This window comes from Salinicola avicenniae, assembly GCF_023736115.1.
Lineage (GTDB): Bacteria > Pseudomonadota > Gammaproteobacteria > Pseudomonadales > Halomonadaceae > Salinicola > Salinicola avicenniae.
Genome location: NZ_JAKQZC010000001.1, coordinates 20,185 through 38,022 on the forward strand (window position 1 = coordinate 20,185; position 17,838 = coordinate 38,022).

Sequence of the window (17,838 nt, forward strand, 5' to 3'; positions counted from 1 at the left end):
GGCGGGTCGGGCGTTGTCGTGTCGTGATCGCTCAGGCCTGGCGGCCTGCTGTCATCACACTTCTTCGACGAGCGAGGCCTCGAATGCTGCCTTCTCTTCCGGCGTGATCTCCTTGATGGAGAGCTTCACGCGATTGCGGTTGTCGATGTCGAGCACCTTGACCGTCACTTCCTGCCCTTCGCTCAGGTAATCCTTCACGTCGTTGACGCGCTCCGGCACGATCTGCGAGATGTGCACCAGGCCGTCGGTTCCCGGCATGAAGTTGACGAAGGCACCGAAGTCGGCCAGACGCACGACCTTGCCACGGTAGAGCTTGCCGATCTCGGCCTCGGCGGTGATCTCGTTGACGCGGTCGATGGCACGCTTGGCCGCAGCGCGGTCCTCAGCGTAGATGCGCACCAGGCCGTCGTCATCGATATCGATGGAGGCGCCGGTCTCTTCGCAGATGCTGCGAATGGTGGCACCGCCCTTGCCGATCACGTCGCGGATCTTGTCCGGCGAGATCTTGATGGTCTGCATCGCCGGCGCGTGCTCGGAGACTTCGGTACGACTTTCGCCGATGACGACATTCATCTTGTCGAGGATCTCGATACGCGCCTGGTGCGCCTGCTGCAGCGCCGTCTCCATGATCTCCTCGTTGATGCCCTCGATCTTGATGTCCATCTGCAGGGCGGTCACGCCGTTGACGGAACCGGCCACCTTGAAGTCCATGTCGCCGAGGTGATCCTCGTCACCCAGGATATCGGTCAGCACGGCGAAGCCATCGTCGTCCTTGACCAGCCCCATGGCGATGCCCGCTACCGGTGCCTTGAGCGGCACGCCGGCATCCATCAGCGCCAGCGAGGAGCCGCACACGGAAGCCATCGAGCTGGAGCCGTTGGACTCGGTGATCTCGGAGACCACGCGGATGGTGTAGGGGAAGTCGTCTTCGTTCGGCAGCATCGCCTGGATACCGCGGCGTGCCAGACGGCCGTGACCGATCTCGCGACGCTTCGGACCGCCCATGAAGCCGGCTTCGCCGACACTGTACGGGGGGAAGTTGTAGTGCAGCAGGAAGCGATCCTTGCGCTCGCCCTCGAGCGACTCGATCAGTTGAGCGTCGCGCAGCGTACCGAGCGTGGCAACGACCATGGCCTGGGTTTCGCCACGGGTGAACAACGCGGAGCCGTGGGTACGCGGCAGCACACCGACCTTGACGTCGAGCGGACGCACGGTCTTGTGGTCGCGCCCGTCGATACGCGGCTCGCCGGCGATGACGCGGCGACGCACGGTATGCTTCTCGAGGCTCGCCAGCGCGCCGGAGACGGCGTCGGCATCGAACTGCGGCGACTCGCCGCCGGCCAGCTGTTCGATGGCCTCGGCGCGGATCGCGGCTAGCGCGTCCTGACGCGCCATCTTGTCGGTGATGCGGTAGGCCTCGCCGATCTTGGCTTCAAAGGCGCCGGCAACGGCATCCTTGAGCGCGACGTTGGTCGCGGCAGGCTGCCAGGCCCACTTGGGCTTGCCGGCTTCGGCGACGAGCGAGTTGATCGCGTCGACCGCGACCTGCATCTCCTGGTGGGCGTAGAGTACCGCGCCCAGCATTTCGTCTTCGGTCAGTTCCTTGGCTTCGGACTCGACCATCAGCACGGCCTTGTCGGTACCCGCCACCACCATGTTCAGCTCGGAGCTGGCCAGCTCTTCGACCGTCGGGTTCAGGAAGTAGCCGCGCGACTCGGTGAAGCCGACGCGTGCCGCGCCGATCGGGCCGCTGAACGGCAGGCCGGAGATCGCCAGCGCCGCCGAGGTGCCGATCATCGCGGCGATGTCCGGATCCTGGTTGGCGTTGGCGGAAAGCACGGTGCAGATGACCTGGACTTCGTTCATGAAGCCCTTGGGGAAGAGCGGACGAATCGGGCGGTCGATCAGACGCGAGGTCAGCGTCTCTTTCTCGGTCGGACGGCCTTCACGCTTGAAGAAGCCACCGGGGATCTTGCCCACGGAGTAGGTCTTCTCCTGATAGTGCACGGAAAGCGGGAAGAAGTCCTGACCGGGCTTGAGGTCCTTGCGCCCGACCACGGTACACAGGACCACGGTGTCATCCATGGTGACCAGCACGGCGCCGGTGGCTTGGCGGGCGATGCGCCCGGTCTCGAGAGTGACGGTGCTCTGACCGTACTGGAAGGTGGTTTGTACCGGATTCACGGGCGTTCCTTTAACTTGTCGAATTCGTTGGGGTCGTTTGACTCGGCGCTCATTCTAGGCGTTCGCGGAAGCGAGAGCTACCGATGGCGACCTTGGTCCCATGCCGGACAGCCACGGTTTCTCGGCCCCGAAACACGGCGACCCCCGCCTGCGGGCGGGGGTCGTCGCAATCACCAGCGGGCCTTCATGAAGGCCCGCAGGGCCAGGGGGAGCGCAGAACGCGGCTCAGCCTTCGCGCTTGCCGTCGACCAGGCGCTTGAGCTTGAGCGGATTGTCCTGCTTGAGCGCTTCCGGCAGCAGCGCCTCCGGCAGGTCCTGATAGCAGACCGGGCGCAGGAAGCGGAAGATCGCCGCCGTGCCGACGGACGTGGTGCGCGAATCCGAGGTGGCCGGGAAGGGACCGCCATGGACCATGGCATCACACACCTCGACGCCGGTCGGCCAGCCGTTGACCAGGATGCGTCCCGCCTTGCGCTCCAGCGCCGGCAGCAGCGCTCGGGCAGTCTCCGTATCGGCATCGTCCATCTGCAGCGTGACCGTCAGCTGGCCTTCCAGGTGCTCGGTGACCTGCTTGAGTTCGTCGTCATCGGCGCACTCGACCACCAGCGACGTGGAGCCGAACACCTCGGCCTGCAGCGCCTCGTCACCGAGGAAGTCCGCTGCCGAAGTCACGAACAGTCCGGTCTGGCACTGGTTGGGGCCCTCGCCCTTGGCACCGCGGGCGATCTCGCGCGCCTTGCCGCTGCCGGCCAGGCCGGCGACACCGCTTTCATAGGCTTCGAAGATGCCCGGCGTCAGCATGGTCTGGGCGCCACTCTCCTTGACCGCCTCGCCGGCGGCCGCGACGAAGGCATCGAGCTCCGGCCCCTTGCGGGCAATCACCAGCCCGGGGTTGGTGCAGAACTGACCGGCCCCCATGTTGAGCGAGCCGACGAACGCCTTGCCCATGGCCTCGCCGCGCGCCTTCAGCGCCGCCGGCAGCGGGTAGACGGGGTTGATCGAGCTCATCTCGGCGTAGAACGGAATCGGCTCGGGCCGCGACTGGGCGGCTTTCCATAGCGCCAGGCCGCCACTGCGCGAGCCGGTGAAGCCGGCCGCCTTGATACGAGGGTCGGAGACCAGTGCCGTCCCGACTTCACGGCCGGAGCCGAACAGCAGCGAGAAGACGCCTTCCGGCAGACCGCTCTTCTTCACCGCAGCCTGAATCGCGCGCCCGACCAGCTCGCTGGTACCGGGATGCGCGGCATGCGCCTTGACGATTACCGGGCAGCCGGCGGCCAGTGCCGAGGCGGTATCACCGCCGGCCACCGAGAAGGCGAGCGGGAAGTTGCTGGCGCCGAAGACCACGACCGGGCCCAGCGCAACGTGGCGCTGGCGCAGGTCGACACGCGGCATCGGCTGGCGATCCGGTAGCGCCGGGTCGATACGCACGTCGAGCCACTCGCCGTCGCGCACGACGCGCGCGAACAGCCGCAGCTGACCGCAGGTGCGTCCGCGCTCGCCCTGGATGCGCGCCTGCGGCAAGCCGGACTCGGCCACCGCCCGCTCGACCAGCGCGTCGCCGAGCGCCTCGATTTCGTCGGCGACGGTTTCGAGGAACTTGGCACGCGCCTCCAGTGACGTCTCGCGGTAGGCGTCGAAGGCATCCCAGGCCAGTTGGCAGGCACGTTCGACTTCGGCCTGGGTGCCACCCGGATAGCCCGGCTCGAGACGCTCGTTGGTCGCCGGATTGATCGCCTGGATCGGATCGCGGCTGCCCTTGACGGCCGTCTGGCCGATCAGCATTTCACCTGTCAGATTCATCTTGCCTCCTGCAATGGTGGGGTCATGCTCGTGTGTCGGCTCCTCGTGAGCCGGATCCTGCTGTCTTGTCGGGGGCGGACTTCACTGCCGAGTCGCGCCCCCTGGGCTCAGCGCACCAGCGCCGGCCGGTTGGCATCGAAACGCCAGTACTCGATCAGGTACTGCATTGCCCTGGCATCGTCGCGGCCGCCAGCCGGCAAGCGCTGGTAGCATTCGTGGGCCTGTTCGATGCGCGCCATGTCGATCTCGATCCCCAGGCCCGGTGCATCGCCGACCGCGATGCGCCCGTCGACGATGCGCGGCGGTTCGCGTGTGAGGTGCCCATCGCCCTCCTGCCAGATCCAGTGCGTATCCAGCGCCGTGGTCTGCCCCACGGCAGCCGCACCGACCTGTGCAAACATCGCCAGCGAGATATCGAAATGATTATTGGAGTGGGAGCCCCAGGTCATGCCGTGGTCGCGGCAGAGCTGCGATACGCGCAGCGCCCCGGACAGTGTCCAGAAATGCGGGTCTGCCAGAGGAATGTCGACCGCGCGCAGCATCAGGGCATGCGCCATCTCGCGCCAGTTGGTGGCGACCATGTTGGTGGCCACCGGAAGACCGGTCGCGCGACGGAACTCGGCGAGAATCTCGCGGCCGGAAAAGCCCTGCTCCGCGCCGCAAGGATCCTCGGCATAGGCGAGCGTGCCGTGCAGATCGCGGCAGAGGCGAATCGCCTCGTCGAGCGACCAGGCCGCGTTGGGGTCGAGGGTGATGCGCGCCTCGGGAAAGGCGGCGTGCAGGGCAGTGACGGCCTCGACCTCCTGCTCGCCCGGCAGCACGCCCCCCTTGAGCTTGAAGTCGCGAAAGCCGTAGCGATCCTGGGCCGCCTGAGCCTGCTCGACGACGCGCGCCGGCGACATCGCTGGCTCGTCGCGCAGCCGGTACCAGTCATGATCGGCGCCCTGCCCCCCGCTTCCTCGCCGATAGTCGAGCGGCGTGGCGTGGCCGTCGCCGAGAAAGAAGAGATAGCCCAGCACGTCGACGTGATCGCGCTGCTTGCCCTCGCCCAGCAGCTCGGCCACCGGGACCTCGAGATGCTTGCCCAGCAGGTCGAGCAGCGCCGCCTCGAGTGCCGCCACCGCGTTGATCCGCAGCTCGAAGGTCCAGGCGCCCTGGCCGAGCGCGTCGAAGTCGGCGCCCTGCCCCGCCTGCTGCAGCGACGCGATCAGCGAGCGCAACCGCCCCAGCGGCTGCCCGACGACGTGGGCCTGCGCCTGCAGCAACGACTGGCGGATCGTCTCGCCGCCCGGCGCCTCGCCGACGCCCAACTGCCCGGCACTATCCTCGAGCAGCACCAGGTTGCGCGTGAACCACGGCGCATGGGCACCGCCGATATTGAGCAGCATGCTGTCGCGGCCGGCGACTGGAATGACCTGCATGCGCGTGATCGTGGGCGTGGCGTGAGTCGGCATGGCTAGCGTCTCCCGCGGCCGCACGGCCTCGCAAGGCGACGGCGCGAACAATCGGTGGGCACGCGGGCAACCCGCGCGAACGACAAGGCGCGCCGAGCCCCGACCCTCGAGTCTCGGCGCCGCTGACGTCAGAGTGCGTTGGCTTTCTCGACCAGCGCCTTGAGCGTCGCCGTTTCCTGCGCGTCGGGCATGGTCAGCGGTGCGCGAACCTGGCCGCCGGGGTAGCCCACGATATCGGCGCCGGCCTTGATCAGGCTGACCGCGTAGCCTTTCTGGTTATCGCGCAGGGTGACGAACGGCACGAAGAACTCCTGCGTTGCCTTGCGCACAAACTCGCTGTCGCCTCGGCGCAGCGCCTGGTAGAACTTTACCGCCATCGCCGGCACGAAATTGAAGACCGCCGAGGAGTAGGTGCTGACGCCGATCGCCAGATAGGCTTCGGCAATGATCTCGGCGGTGGGAACCCCGCCGACATAGGCCAGACGATTGCCGAGGGTCTTGATGGTGATATTGAGCGCCTGCATGTCGCCCTTGCCGTCCTTCAGACCGACCAGGTTGGGGCAGCGGTCGGCCAGCGCCTGCACGCCATCCACCTGCAGGTAACCGTTGGCACGGTTGTAGTAGATCACGTTGAGCTCGGTCGACTCGCAGATGCTGGCGGCATACTCGACCAGCCCCGCCTGCGGGCACTCGGTCAGGTACGGCGGCATCAGCAGGATGCCGTCGGCGCCGGCTTCCTGAGCGACCCGGCAGTGCGCCTTGGCCAGCTCGGCGCTCTGACCGGCACTGGCGATGATCGGCACGTGCCCCCCGATCGTCTCGACCGCCACCGTCACGATCTCGCGGTACTCCTCGAGGGTGATATTGAAGAACTCGCCAGTGCCGCCGGCCACGAACAGCGCGGAAACCTCGTACTCCTTCAGCCACAGCAGGCGACGGCGATAGCTCTCGGCATCGAACTTGCCGTTGGCGTCGAAATCCGTCACCGGGAAGGAGAGCAGACCGTCAGTAATGGAGGCGACCACCGCTTCTCTGGAAAAATTCACCTTGATACCCCTCTTCGCGAGTGTGCGTAAATCCGGCGCCCGGCATCGGCCCGTGGCGACCCTGTCGGCTGCACACGGCAGCCGCGACGCGCCCGGCGCGTGCTGGCCCGATCATATTGTCATACATCATACGAGATATGCCGTTAGACATTAGGCGCACGTGATACCGTGCGCTCGCGATCAGCGGGTCGATCAACGAGTAAAGGGCAGCTGCGTGGTCGACAGGACTTCGCGCAGCCCCATGAAGGAGCGGATCTGACGCACGCCGGGCAGATAGATGAGCTGCTCGGCATGCAGGCGGTTGAAGCTCTGGTTGTCGCGGGTGCGGATGAGCAGGAAATAGTCGAACTCCCCGGTTACCACGTGGCACTCCATGCAGCCGGAAATGCCCTGCGCTGCCGCCTCGAAGTCCGCAAACGACTCCGGTGTGGAGCGATCCAGCACCACGCCGATCAGCACCACCATGCCGACGTCGAGTCTCTCGGCATCGAGCAGCGCCACCATGCCCTTGATGTAGCCCTCGCGCTTGAGCCGTTCGACCCGGCGCAGGCACGCCGGCGGGCTCAGGTGCACGCGTTCGGCGAGCGTCACATTGGCGAGTGAAGCGTCTTGCTGCAGCTGCTCGAGAATCTGGCGGTCGATACGATCCAGCGACACCGCGTGGTTGTCGGCCCGGGCCATGTCCGGCCTCCTTGCTGAGTCAATATTGTTGTGTAATTTGGCACTGACACGAACTATTTATCACTTAATTATCTTTTTTACGAATTTTAACTTTAACTAATCAGGTTAATCTGCAACCTGCCAGAAGCCTTTTCCGCCTAGAGTAGAACTTGTCTCCCGCCACGTCATGGCAACCGATGACGCCATGGGCCATAGCGCCACGGACAACAACGACAACGCTCCGACGACAGACAGGTGTTTTCATGAAACTCGACAAGTTCTCCCGCTACCCCCTGACCTTCGGCCCCTCTCCGATTACCCCGCTCAAGCGACTCAGCGAGCATCTGGGCGGCGAGGTCGAGCTTTACGCCAAGCGCGAAGACTGCAACAGCGGCCTCGCCTTCGGGGGCAACAAGACACGCAAGCTCGAATACCTCATTCCCGAAGTGCTCGAAGGTGGCTACGACACGCTCGTCTCGATCGGCGGTATCCAATCGAACCAGACCCGCCAGGTCGCCGCGGTCGCCGCCCACCTGGGCCTCAAGTGCGTGCTGGTGCAGGAGAACTGGGTCAACTACTACGATGCAAGCTATGACAAGGTCGGCAATATCGAGCTGTCGCGCATCATGGGGGCGGACGTGCGCCTCGACCCTGCCGGTTTCGACATCGGCATCCGCGAAAGCTGGGAGCGCGCCATGGAGAGCGTACGCGCGGACGGCGGCAAACCGTTCCCGATCCCCGCAGGCTGTTCCGAACACCCCTACGGCGGCCTGGGCTTCGTCGGCTTCGCCGAGGAGGTCCGCCAGCAGGAGCGCGAGCTCGGCTTCCAGTTCGACTATATCGTCGTCTGCTCGGTGACCGGCAGCACGCAGGCCGGCATGGTGGTGGGCTTTGCCGCGGACGGTCGCGCGCGCCAGGTCATCGGCATCGACGCCTCGGCCAAGCCGACGCAGACCCACGCCCAGGTGTTGCGTATCGCCCAGCACACGGCCGAACTGGTCGAGCTCGGCCAGCCGATCGTCGCCGAGGATGTGGTGCTCGACACGCGCTTCGGCTACCCCGAATACGGCCTGCCCAACGACGGCACGCTGGAGGCGATCCGTCTCTGCGGACGCCTGGAAGGCGTGCTGACCGACCCGGTCTACGAGGGCAAATCGATGCACGGCATGATCGAGAAGGTGCGACAGGGCGAGTTCCCCCCCGGCTCCCGCGTGCTGTATGCGCACCTGGGCGGCGCCCCGGCCCTCAGCGCCTACAGCGAGCTGTTCCACAACGGCTGACAAGATGCGGTGCCCCACGCAGGGCATCTGCCGTCCCGGCCATCTCACCTCTCGGCGACACTGCCTCTCGGCCGTGTCGCCGGGACCGCGCCGGCCGGGCGGTCTCTACTAAGGTATGCTGAGGGCTCACCCGCTTCTCAAAGCCTCGGACACAATGACAAACCCTTTCTCCGACTCCGATTCAACGCCTGTCGCCGGCGCTGGTGCGGCGCCTCTCGTCCTGCCCGAGATCGTCGGCTGGGACGCCTCCACCCTCTCGCGGCGGATTCACGAGCGCAGCGTCTCCTGCCGTGAGGTGATGCGCGCCTATCTGACGCATATCGAGGCCGCCAATCCTCGGGTCAATGCCATCATCTCGCGCCTCGAGGCCGACGCCGCGATGGCCGAGGCCGCACGCGCCGACGCCGAGCTGACGGCCGGGCGGTCGCGCGGCTGGATGCACGGCTTCCCGCAGGCGATCAAGGATCTTTCGGATGCCGCCGGCCTGCCGACGACTCAGGGATCGCCGCTGTTCGCCGAGCATGTCGCCACCCAGGACAGTCTCATGGTCGAGCGCATGCGCGCGGCCGGTGCGATCGTCATCGGCAAGACCAATACGCCCGAATTCGGCCTCGGCTCGCAATCCTACAATCCCCTTTTCGGCGCCACACGCTGCGCCTTCGACACCACGCGCACCGCCGGCGGCTCCAGCGGCGGCGCGGGTGCCGCTCTCGCCATGCGATTGCTGCCGGTCGCCGACGGCAGCGACATGATGGGCTCGCTGCGCAATCCGGCTGCGTTCAACCACGTCATCGGCATGCGCCCCTCGTTTGGCCGCGTGCCGGGGGTGAGTCCGGAGCCATTCGGGCAGCAGCTTTCCACCAACGGCCCCATGGGGCGCTGCGTCGAGGATGTGGCCCGTCTGCTGGCCATCCAGTCCGGCTTCGATGCCCGGGCCCCGCTGTCGCTGGGCGAGCCGCTGCTCCCCGACGGCGCCGACCCGCGCCGGTCGCTGCAGCGCGATGTGCACCAGGTCTCGATCGGCTGGCTCGGCGACTGGGAGGGCTATCTGGCCATGGCGCCGGGCATTCTCGCACTCTGCGAACGTGCTCTCGGTCACTTCGAGACGGCCGGCTGCACGCTCGCGCCAGCGTCTCTCCCATTTCCTCCGGAGACGCTATGGCAAAGCTGGACCACGCTGCGCCACTGGTCAGTCGCCGGCAATCTCGCCGAGGCCTACGTCGATCCCGCGCGGCGAGACTTTCTCAAACCGGAAGCCCAGTGGGAGATCGAACAGGGACTCGCCCTCTCGGCCCAGGCGATCCATCACGCCAATCGCCAGCGCGCCGAGGCCTATCAGGCGTGGCGCACGCTCTTCTCACGTTTCGATTATCTCGTCATGCCCAGCGCCCAGGTCTTTCCGTTCGCTGCCGATACGCCCTGGCCGAGGGAGATCAACGGCCGCTCGATGGATACCTATCACCGATGGATGGAAGTCGTGATTCCGGCGTCGATGCTGGGGGCCCCGGCGATCAGCCTACCCGCCGGGTGCCAGGACGACGGCCTGCCGACGGGATTCCAGCTCGTCGGGCGGCCGCGCGACGACTGGGGCGTGCTGCAGCTCGCCCACGCCTTCGAACAGGCGAGCGGCGGGCTGGCACGCCTGCCACCGGCCTTCGCCAGTCCCTCATAAAGGCTGGCCACCATAGAGACGGCCGACAATAGAGGCGGCCGACAATAGAGGCGGCCGACAATAGAGGCGACCCAAAACAGAAAAGGCGACGGTCACGACCGTCGCCTTCGATATGCGTGCCGGTCGGGCAAGCCCGACCGCTGCCGAATGCAGCCTAGAACACGAACGTCAGTAGCAGGTTGAAGACCAGCGCGGCGACGAAGCCCAGCGGCGCGGCACGGAACAGGAGCTTGGGCAGCAGACCCGCGCGCTCCTCGTCGCTGGGGCAGGAGCCAAGGATCAGGCTGCCACCGGAGGAGAACGGCGAGATCGAGGTCGCCTGGGCTCCCACCACGATGGCGATGAAGATGACCATCGGATCGATGCCGACGGAGGCGGCGATCGACGGTACCAGCGGGAAGAGTGCCGGCGTCACCACGCCCAGCGTGCTGGCGAAGAGCGACATGCAGGCGGCCACGATACCGAACATCACGGCGACCAGCACCGGCGGGATGCTGGTCCCGATCCACGAGCCGAGCATGTCGATGGTGCCCGCCTTCATGGCAATCGAGATCAGCATGCCGACACCACAGATCATGATGATCGTGCCCCACGGCAGCGAGGCGATCGCCTTGCGCTCGTCGCCCAGCTTGAGCAGCAGTGCGATCACCGAGAACACGCTGGCGATCAGGCCGATATCGACCTTGCTGTTGAGCCAGGCCACGGTGGCGTTGTCCGGCGCGATGAGGCTGGCGATTGGCGGCAGCAGCACCGTGACCATCATCAGCAGTGTCAGGCCCAGGGTCATCTTCTGCTCGCGATTAAGCGGCGACGGGCGCTCGACATGATCGAGCGTCGCCATGGCCACGCCGCGGCGGCGATTGATCAGAATCAGCCCGCCCAGCACGACGATCGGCACGATCAGCGTGCTGGCAAAGATGCCGGCGCTATTGAGAAACGCTTGGTTATCGGAGAGACCGGCCTGGGTCATCAGCGTACGGAAGATGATCCCGCTCTGGCTGGAGACAAAGTTGGCACCCGCCAGCGCACCGTAGTTGACCGCCATCGCACCGATGATCAGGTTCAGCCCGGTTCGCGCGCAGAGCAACAGCGTCAGCGGCGCCATGAATGCCAGCACGGTGTAGTAGCCGGCCCCCAAAGCCGAGATCACCACGGCTGCCAGGAAGATTGCGAACGGCAGCAAGTGCGGAAAGTTGCGGCAGCGATACATCAGATGCTCGGCCAACTTCTCCAGCGTACCGTTGACGATGGCGAAACTGTAGAACAGGCAGACCGAGAAGATGATGAAGAATATCTTCAGCGGCCAGGAGGCAATCACCTCCTTCGGGCTCAGGCCGAGGCCGAAGCAGCCCAGCAGATAGGCGAAGGCAATCGCGAACAACCCGATATTGATCTTGGTTCGGTAACCCAGAACGATAGAGACGACGATCGCCCCCACCACAAGCAGACTCATCATGTATTGGTTCCCTCTATCCCCGTTAGGAAGCCGGCCTTACATGGACCGGTCAATCTTGAACAGCCGCGCCGGGTTCTCGACGAGAATACGCTGTCGCACGTCGGTATCCGGCAGCAGTGTCTGCATGAGCGAGAACTGCGCCTCGTAATCGGTCTGCGCCTCGAACCGGGTATGCGGCCAGTCGCTGCCCCAGAGCAGGCGCTCGCCGTGCCCGTAGGCCTCGCACAGACGGGCAATCGATACGCGCGCCTGTTCGGGCGTCGCCGCGCAGCGATAGGTCGCCGATAACTTGACCCAGAGGTTCTCGTGGGCCACCAGCGCCAGCAGTTCGCGATGTGCCGGCTCGTCTGGATCGATCGCGCCTTTCGGCAAGCCGAAGTGATCGACCACCACCGCCACGCCCGACGCCAGGATCGGCGTAATCACGCTTGCTACGTCGTCGATACCCCGCTGGACCTCGACCGACCAGCCGCGACGCGCCAGCTCGCCGAACAGCGCCTGCCACGGCGCACTGCGATAGTCCTCCGGCGTCTTGCCGATCAGGTTGAGACGAATGCCGACAACGCCGGCTTCGGCCAGCGCATCGAGCTCGCCGGCGCCGATGTCGCGCTCGACCACCGCGGTTCCGCGAAGACGCTGCGGGTAACGACGCAGAGCCTCGACCATGTAGTGGTTATCGGTCCCGAGGAAGCTGGGCTGAACCAGGACCCCGTGCGATAGGCCACAGCGGTCCAGATGCGCCAGATACTGCGTCACCCTCGCGTCGTAGTCCGGGCTGTAGCGGCGGCTGCCGGCCAGCGGCAGACCACGCTCAAAGATGTGCGCATGCGTATCGACGCCAGTCACTGTCGGCGCGGCGATTGAAGTCATTGCCTTTCCTTGTTGTCCTTGCGTAATCACGAATAACGGCGGGCCGACAGCCCGCTTAAGCAATTTGGCTAATTATCTATTCATATATATGAATAGAAGAAGCCACAGCATACACGCAATTAGTCGCAATCTTCGTTGCCTACGACTAAAGGTGGTACATTCGTGCAGAGGACCGCAGGGGACTCATAATATGAAAGGAAATGGCTTGATGACGGACACACGGCTACCTCTCTATCAACGCCTGCGCGACGACATGCTGGCCAAGATCGCCTCCGGCGAATGGTCCCCGGGCGGCGCCATACCGACCGAGGCGGAACTGACCAAGCACTACGGCGTCGCCGTCGGCACGCTTCGCCGCGCGGTGGATACGCTGGTCCAGGACGGCCTGATGGAGCGCAGCCAGGGGCGCGGCACCTTCATCCGCCGGCCCAACTTCGACGGCTCGCTATTTCGCTTCTTCCGCCAGATCGACAACCGCGGCCAGCGCCGCATGCCCACCGGCCGCGTACTGCTGAGACGTACCGAATCGGCGGATCACACCATTGCCGAAGCGCTGGGACTCGCGAAGGAGACGTCGGTCATTCATCTCGAACGCGTCCGTCAGATCGACGACCGCAACGTCTATCACGAGGAGATCTGGCTCCCCACCTCGCGCTTCGCCCCGTTGCTGGAGGTCGATCCCGACGATTTCGGCAATCTCCTCTATCCGTTCTACGAGTCGAAATGCGGCCAGCTGATCGCGTCGGCCCATGAGACGCTGTCGGTGGAGATGGCCGATCGCGCCATCGCCGAGGTGCTGGAGATCGATGCGGGGCAACCGGTGGTCATGATCGAGCGTATCGCCAGGGGTTATGACGGCACGCCGCTGGAGTACCGGCGCTCTCGCGGTGATGCCCAGACCTTTCGCTACCAGGTCGACATCTCCTGACGGCACCGCGGCGACGCCCGCCTGTCAGCCGTCGCCGCCAATGACGCTTTCAAAAAAACGGGCCTCCCGGTCACTGTGCGACCGGGAGGCCCGTCTCGTCTTGGCGCTGGCCATTCGCTATGCCGAAGCCGTCTCCGGCACGTGATAGGTAATGACCGGGCACGGCGCGGTCTCCGATACCTGCTGGGAGACGCTGCCGAAGATCAGGTTCTGGAACTGGCCCTGCCCCCGAGAGCCCATCACGATCAGGTCGGCATCGAACTCGCGCGCCTGCTCGACGATCGCCGGCGCTGGATCGCCGGACGCAACGTGCCAATCCGCCTCGCCGTCGCGATTGCCGACCTCGTGCCAGATCGACGCCAGCCAGTGCCGTTCTTCACTATCATCGTCGCCCGGGTTCTCGAGCATTTCCACGGGCGGCACGCCCACCATCGCCCCCAGATGCTCATCTGCCGAGGGCGGCTCCTTGACCCGCAGCAGGCGCAGCGCCGCGCCGCTCATGCGCTGCAGCAGGCTGGCATGTTCCAGCGCCTGTCGCGCGCTGTCGGAACCATCCAGCGGAACCAGAATGCGTTGCACCATCGTCGGCTTCATCCCTGTGGCCTGATTGCATGACATAGGCCCGGCGACGTCGATGTCGCCGGTACCTGCCTGATGTCACCGCCAGCCTAGACGATAGGCCCGGCCGCACGCGACCCGGAACGGGTTCGATAGCGCGATGCTAGTCGGGCACGTGCAGGGTAATGACCGGGCACGGCGCCACGTGAGATACCTTGTGCGACACGCTGCCGACCGCCAGCCCCTTGAGATCGCTGAGACCGCGGCTACCCATGACGATGGTGTCGATGCCAAGATTCTCGACCTGCGCCACGATCACCTGCGCCGGCCGCCCCTCCGCCACGTGATATTCGACATCACCGCTGCCGCCGGCGGCCTGCCACGCGGCTTCGAGCAGCGCCTCGCCCTCCTCGCGCCCCTTGGTGGGGTTGTAGTCCAGCGGCGGCGCGCCAACGCGCGCGCCAATGTAGTCGGTCGCTTGCGGCACCTCGGGAATGTGCAGCAGATAGAGCTTGGCCTCGAGTACCCGCTGCATCAGACAGGCGTGCTCCAGTGCCCGCTGAGCGCTTTCCGAGCCGTCGATCGGTACCAGAATATGCTGAGTCATGATCGTTCCCCCTCTTCGAGATCTCGATGAGACGATTGACCGGCGGGCGCCGCCCTTCTCGACGCCTTCTCATTATCCGGATGATCCCCATCCGGCGATCACACCGCCGCCAATAGCCACGTCTCTCCCGTGGTCACTATCAGCCTAGACAATTCCCGGGCATCCCGAGGGAGCCAAAAGGTCGCACGCGAGGCTTCGCCCACTGGCGAGCCGCGACGACACTCACCCTCGAGCCGAAGCACCTCCCTCACAACGCAGAACGGCGCCCCGTGGCGGGGCGCCGTTCGCACATCGCAGTGTAGGGGGCTGCCCGGCGCTAGCCGGCTTCGGCACGCTCCACTCCCGCCACGGCCTGATCGACGTGGATGCAGGCCACCTTGACCGCGTCGCTGACCGACTCGAGCGGCGGATCCTCCCGCGTGCACTCGGCCGTCGCCAGATGACAGCGTGGCGCAAACGGGCAGCCCGGCGGCGGAGCCAGGGGGGAAGGCGGCTCGCCCTTGAGCTTGACGCGCTGGCGGCTGCGCGTCGGATCCGCCACCGGCGTCGCCGAAAAGAGCGCCTGCGTATAGGGGTGACGCGGCGTGCTGAAGACCGCCTCCGCTGGCCCCGTCTCCACCGGCTGGCCGAAATACATCACGATCACATCGTCGGCAATACGCCGCACCACTGACAGATCGTGCGAGATGAAGACGTAGGCCAGCCCGAACTCCTCCTGCAGATCCGCCAGCAGGTTGAGTACCTGGGCCTGAATCGACAGATCCAGCGCCGAAACCGGCTCGTCGAGCACCAGGATCTTCGGATTGAGCATCAGCGCCCGGGCGATGGCGATACGCTGGCGCTGCCCGCCGGAGAACATGTGCGGGTAGCGGTCGGCGTGCTCGGGCCGGAGCCCGACCTTCTCGATCATCTCCAAGGCCTTCTGGCGCCGCTCGGTCGCGTGCATCTCCTTGCGGTTGAGCTTGAGCGGCTCCTCCAGCATGGTCGCCACGGTCTTGCGCGGATTGAGCGAGCCGTAGGGATTCTGGAAGATGATCTGCACTTCGCGGCGCAGCGCTGCCGGCGGACGCTGGCCCTCCTTGAGCGAGACCTGATGGCCACCGATGGTGAGCTCGCCGCTGGTCGGCGGTTCGATCATCGTCAGCACGCGCGCCAAGGTCGACTTGCCACAGCCGGACTCGCCGACCACCGCCAACGTCTGCCCCGGGAAAAGCTCGAAAGACGCCTCGTTCAGTGCCTTGACCGTGGCCGGCTTCGAGAACGCCCCGCCCTTGATTTGATAGTGTCGCGTCAGATGGGTCGCGCTGAGTACGGGTTCACGGTTCATGGGCGCACCTCCCGGTTCCCGCGGTTCACGTCGTTCGCCTCAGGCGGACGCTGCCCGTCGGATGGCGGATGGCCCGACACGTCGTGGCTCGGCGTCGCCAGCGCCTCCGCCGGGTCGTTCAAGGGATAGTGACAGAGCGTACGGGCCGGGTCGTCCGGCGCCACGACGGGCTCCACCTCTCGGCAGTGGTCGGTGACATAGCGGCAGCGCGGGTTGAACAGGCAACCCGTGGGCCGGTCGTGCTGCCCCGGCACCACGCCGGGAATCGTCGGCAGGCGGTCCTGATCGCCGGCGCGCTCCGGCAGCGCGGAGAGCAGCGCCTCGGTATAGGGGTGGCGCGGGTTGGCGAATAGCGATTTCACCTCCTGTTTCTCTACCTGACGCCCGGCGTACTGGACGATCACATGCTTGGCGGTTTCCGCCACCACGCCCATGTCGTGGGTGATCAGGATCAGCGCCATGCCCTTCTCTTCCTGCAGCTTGAGCAGCAGCTCGAGAATCTGGGCCTGAATGGTGACGTCGAGCGCCGTGGTCGGCTCATCGGCGATCAACAGCCGCGGGTCACAGGAGATCGCCATCGCGATCATCACGCGCTGGCTCATGCCGCCGGAGAGCTGATGAGGAAAGGCCTTGATGCGTCGCGCCGGATCGGGAATACCGACCTGTGCGAGCAGATCGAGGGCTCGCTCGTGGCGCTCCTTGCGCGACCCACCCTTGTGCTGCTTGATCATCTCGTCGATCTGCGTGCCAACGGTGAAGCAGGGGTTCAGGCTGCTCATCGGCTCCTGAAAGATCATCGACATCTCGCCGCCGACGATCCGCCGCCGCTGGCGTGAACTGAGCCGCTGCAGATCCTGGCCATCGAACTCGAGCCGATCGGCGGTCACCTGCGCCGTCCACGGCAACAGGCCCATGGTCGCCAGCATCGACACCGACTTGCCCGAGCCTGACTCGCCGACGATCGACCACACCTCGCCGCGATCGACGCTGATATCGACATCCTCGACGGCGGTAAACAGCCCGCTGCTCGTCTGGAAACGAACGCTGAGGCCTTCAATCTCTAGTAGTGCCATGTGAAATCCTCCGGCGTCACGAGCGCTTCATTTTCGGGTCGAGTGCATCGCGCAGGCCGTCGCCCATCAGATTGATCATCAGCACCGTCAGCAGGATGACCAGACCGGGGAAGGTGACCGCCCAGTAGGCGCTGCCCATGAACTCGCGGGCGTTGGCCAGCATCGCGCCCCATTCGGGCGTCGGCGGCTGCACGCCCATGCCGAGGAAGCCCAGCGCAGCGATATCCAGAATCGCCGTGGAAAACGAGAGTGTCGCCTGCACGATCAGCGGCGCCATGCAGTTGGGCAGCAACGTGTTGAACATCAAGCGCAGGTGGCCGGCGCCGGCCAGCCGGCTGGCGGTGACATACTCGCGGCTCTTCTCGCCGATCACCGCCGCGCGGGTCAGGCGCACGAAATACGGCAGCTGCACCATGGCGATGGCGATCATCGCGCTGGTCAGCCCCGGGCTCAGGATCGCCACCAGGCCCAGCGCCAGCAGCAGACTCGGAAACGCCAGCACCACGTCCATCACGCGGGTAATCACGGTCTCGACCCAGCCGCGGAAGTAACCCGCCAGCAACCCGAGGAAGATGCCGAACGCCATCGAAATCACCACCACCATGGCACTGATCGAGAGCGAGTAGCGGGCGCCGTACATCAGCCGCGAAAGCACATCGCGACCGACGGCGTCGGTCCCGAGGAGGTAACTCCAGCTGCCCTCGGCATGCCAGACCGGCGGCACCAGCAGCGCCGAGCGGTCCTGCATCGCCGGATCGTGCGGCGCGATCCACGGCGCCAGCAGCGCCACCAGCATGATGAAGGCGATGAAGATCAGCCCGTAGAAGGCGCCGCGACTGGCGCTGAAGTCACTCCAGAACGACTTGAGCTGATAACGGAAGGTCCCCGGCGCCGTCGGGGAGGCAATAGCGGTCATGTTC

15 protein-coding genes are annotated in these 17,838 nt (G+C 65.7%); 3 read left to right on the plus strand and 12 right to left on the minus strand.

The features are described from left to right. Positions 1-54: 54 nt before the first annotated feature. From pnp to MC381_RS00130, 5 genes are all read right to left on the minus strand, one after another. Positions 55-2,184 carry a polyribonucleotide nucleotidyltransferase gene (gene pnp, locus MC381_RS00110; RefSeq protein WP_251975686.1) on the minus strand — a complete coding sequence of 710 codons (2,130 nt, stop codon included), beginning with the start codon at positions 2,182-2,184 and terminating at the stop codon, positions 55-57. 225 nt (positions 2,185-2,409) lie between these two features. Further along, positions 2,410-3,987 carry an aldehyde dehydrogenase (NADP(+)) gene (locus MC381_RS00115; protein WP_251975687.1) on the minus strand — a complete coding sequence of 526 codons (1,578 nt, stop codon included), beginning with the start codon at positions 3,985-3,987 and terminating at the stop codon, positions 2,410-2,412. 107 nt (positions 3,988-4,094) lie between these two features. Next, positions 4,095-5,441 (minus strand): enolase C-terminal domain-like protein, encoded by a 1,347-nt coding sequence (locus MC381_RS00120; RefSeq protein ID WP_251975688.1) that lies wholly within the window; start codon positions 5,439-5,441, stop codon positions 4,095-4,097. Positions 5,442-5,569: 128 nt separating this feature from the next. Beyond that, on the minus strand, positions 5,570-6,487 hold the full coding sequence (gene kdgD / locus MC381_RS00125; RefSeq protein ID WP_251975689.1) for a 5-dehydro-4-deoxyglucarate dehydratase: 918 nt from the start codon (positions 6,485-6,487) through the stop codon (positions 5,570-5,572). 192 nt (positions 6,488-6,679) lie between these two features. Next, positions 6,680-7,168 carry an Lrp/AsnC ligand binding domain-containing protein gene (locus tag MC381_RS00130; RefSeq protein ID WP_251975690.1) on the minus strand — a complete coding sequence of 163 codons (489 nt, stop codon included), beginning with the start codon at positions 7,166-7,168 and terminating at the stop codon, positions 6,680-6,682. A gap of 242 nt (positions 7,169-7,410) precedes the next feature. On the opposite strand from MC381_RS00130, the gene MC381_RS00135 reads away from it, so the two are divergent. Together MC381_RS00135 and MC381_RS00140 are read left to right on the plus strand one after the other, a co-directional pair. Next, the gene (locus tag MC381_RS00135) at positions 7,411-8,427 is read left to right on the plus strand and encodes a 1-aminocyclopropane-1-carboxylate deaminase (RefSeq protein ID WP_251975691.1); all 1,017 of its coding nucleotides are present in this window, start codon (positions 7,411-7,413) and stop codon (positions 8,425-8,427) included. Between the two features lie 154 nt (positions 8,428-8,581). Next, on the plus strand, positions 8,582-10,099 hold the full coding sequence (locus MC381_RS00140; protein WP_251975692.1) for an amidase: 1,518 nt from the start codon (positions 8,582-8,584) through the stop codon (positions 10,097-10,099). Positions 10,100-10,253: 154 nt separating this feature from the next. Here MC381_RS00140 and MC381_RS00145 read toward each other — a convergent pair whose 3' ends face one another. Beyond that, a complete protein-coding gene (locus tag MC381_RS00145) occupies positions 10,254-11,555 on the minus strand; it encodes an SLC13 family permease (RefSeq protein WP_251975693.1) in 1,302 nt (433 codons plus the stop codon). A gap of 36 nt (positions 11,556-11,591) precedes the next feature. Next, positions 11,592-12,425 carry an amidohydrolase family protein gene (locus MC381_RS00150; RefSeq protein WP_251975694.1) on the minus strand — a complete coding sequence of 278 codons (834 nt, stop codon included), beginning with the start codon at positions 12,423-12,425 and terminating at the stop codon, positions 11,592-11,594. Between the two features lie 208 nt (positions 12,426-12,633). Here MC381_RS00150 and MC381_RS00155 point away from each other — a divergent pair, with 208 nt between their 5' ends. Next, positions 12,634-13,353: a GntR family transcriptional regulator gene (locus tag MC381_RS00155; protein ID WP_251975695.1), complete on the plus strand. Its 720-nt coding sequence runs from the start codon at positions 12,634-12,636 to the stop codon at positions 13,351-13,353. A gap of 117 nt (positions 13,354-13,470) precedes the next feature. Here MC381_RS00155 and MC381_RS00160 read toward each other — a convergent pair whose 3' ends face one another. The 5 genes from MC381_RS00160 to MC381_RS00180 form a co-directional block, all read right to left on the minus strand. Further along, positions 13,471-13,935: a universal stress protein gene (locus MC381_RS00160; protein ID WP_251975696.1), complete on the minus strand. Its 465-nt coding sequence runs from the start codon at positions 13,933-13,935 to the stop codon at positions 13,471-13,473. A 139-nt stretch (positions 13,936-14,074) separates the two neighbouring features. Next, positions 14,075-14,518, minus strand: coding sequence for a universal stress protein (locus MC381_RS00165; RefSeq protein WP_251975697.1), 444 nt, complete (start codon positions 14,516-14,518; stop codon positions 14,075-14,077). A 316-nt stretch (positions 14,519-14,834) separates the two neighbouring features. Then, positions 14,835-15,845, minus strand: a complete 1,011-nt coding sequence (locus tag MC381_RS00170; RefSeq protein WP_251975698.1) for a dipeptide ABC transporter ATP-binding protein — start codon at positions 15,843-15,845, stop codon at positions 14,835-14,837. Next, on the minus strand, positions 15,842-16,918 hold the full coding sequence (locus tag MC381_RS00175) for an ABC transporter ATP-binding protein (protein ID WP_251975699.1): 1,077 nt from the start codon (positions 16,916-16,918) through the stop codon (positions 15,842-15,844). Before MC381_RS00175 ends, MC381_RS00170 begins: the two co-directional genes overlap by 4 nt. A 16-nt stretch (positions 16,919-16,934) precedes the next feature. Then, positions 16,935-17,834: an ABC transporter permease subunit gene (locus tag MC381_RS00180; protein WP_251975700.1), complete on the minus strand. Its 900-nt coding sequence runs from the start codon at positions 17,832-17,834 to the stop codon at positions 16,935-16,937. Positions 17,835-17,838 lie beyond the last annotated feature (4 nt).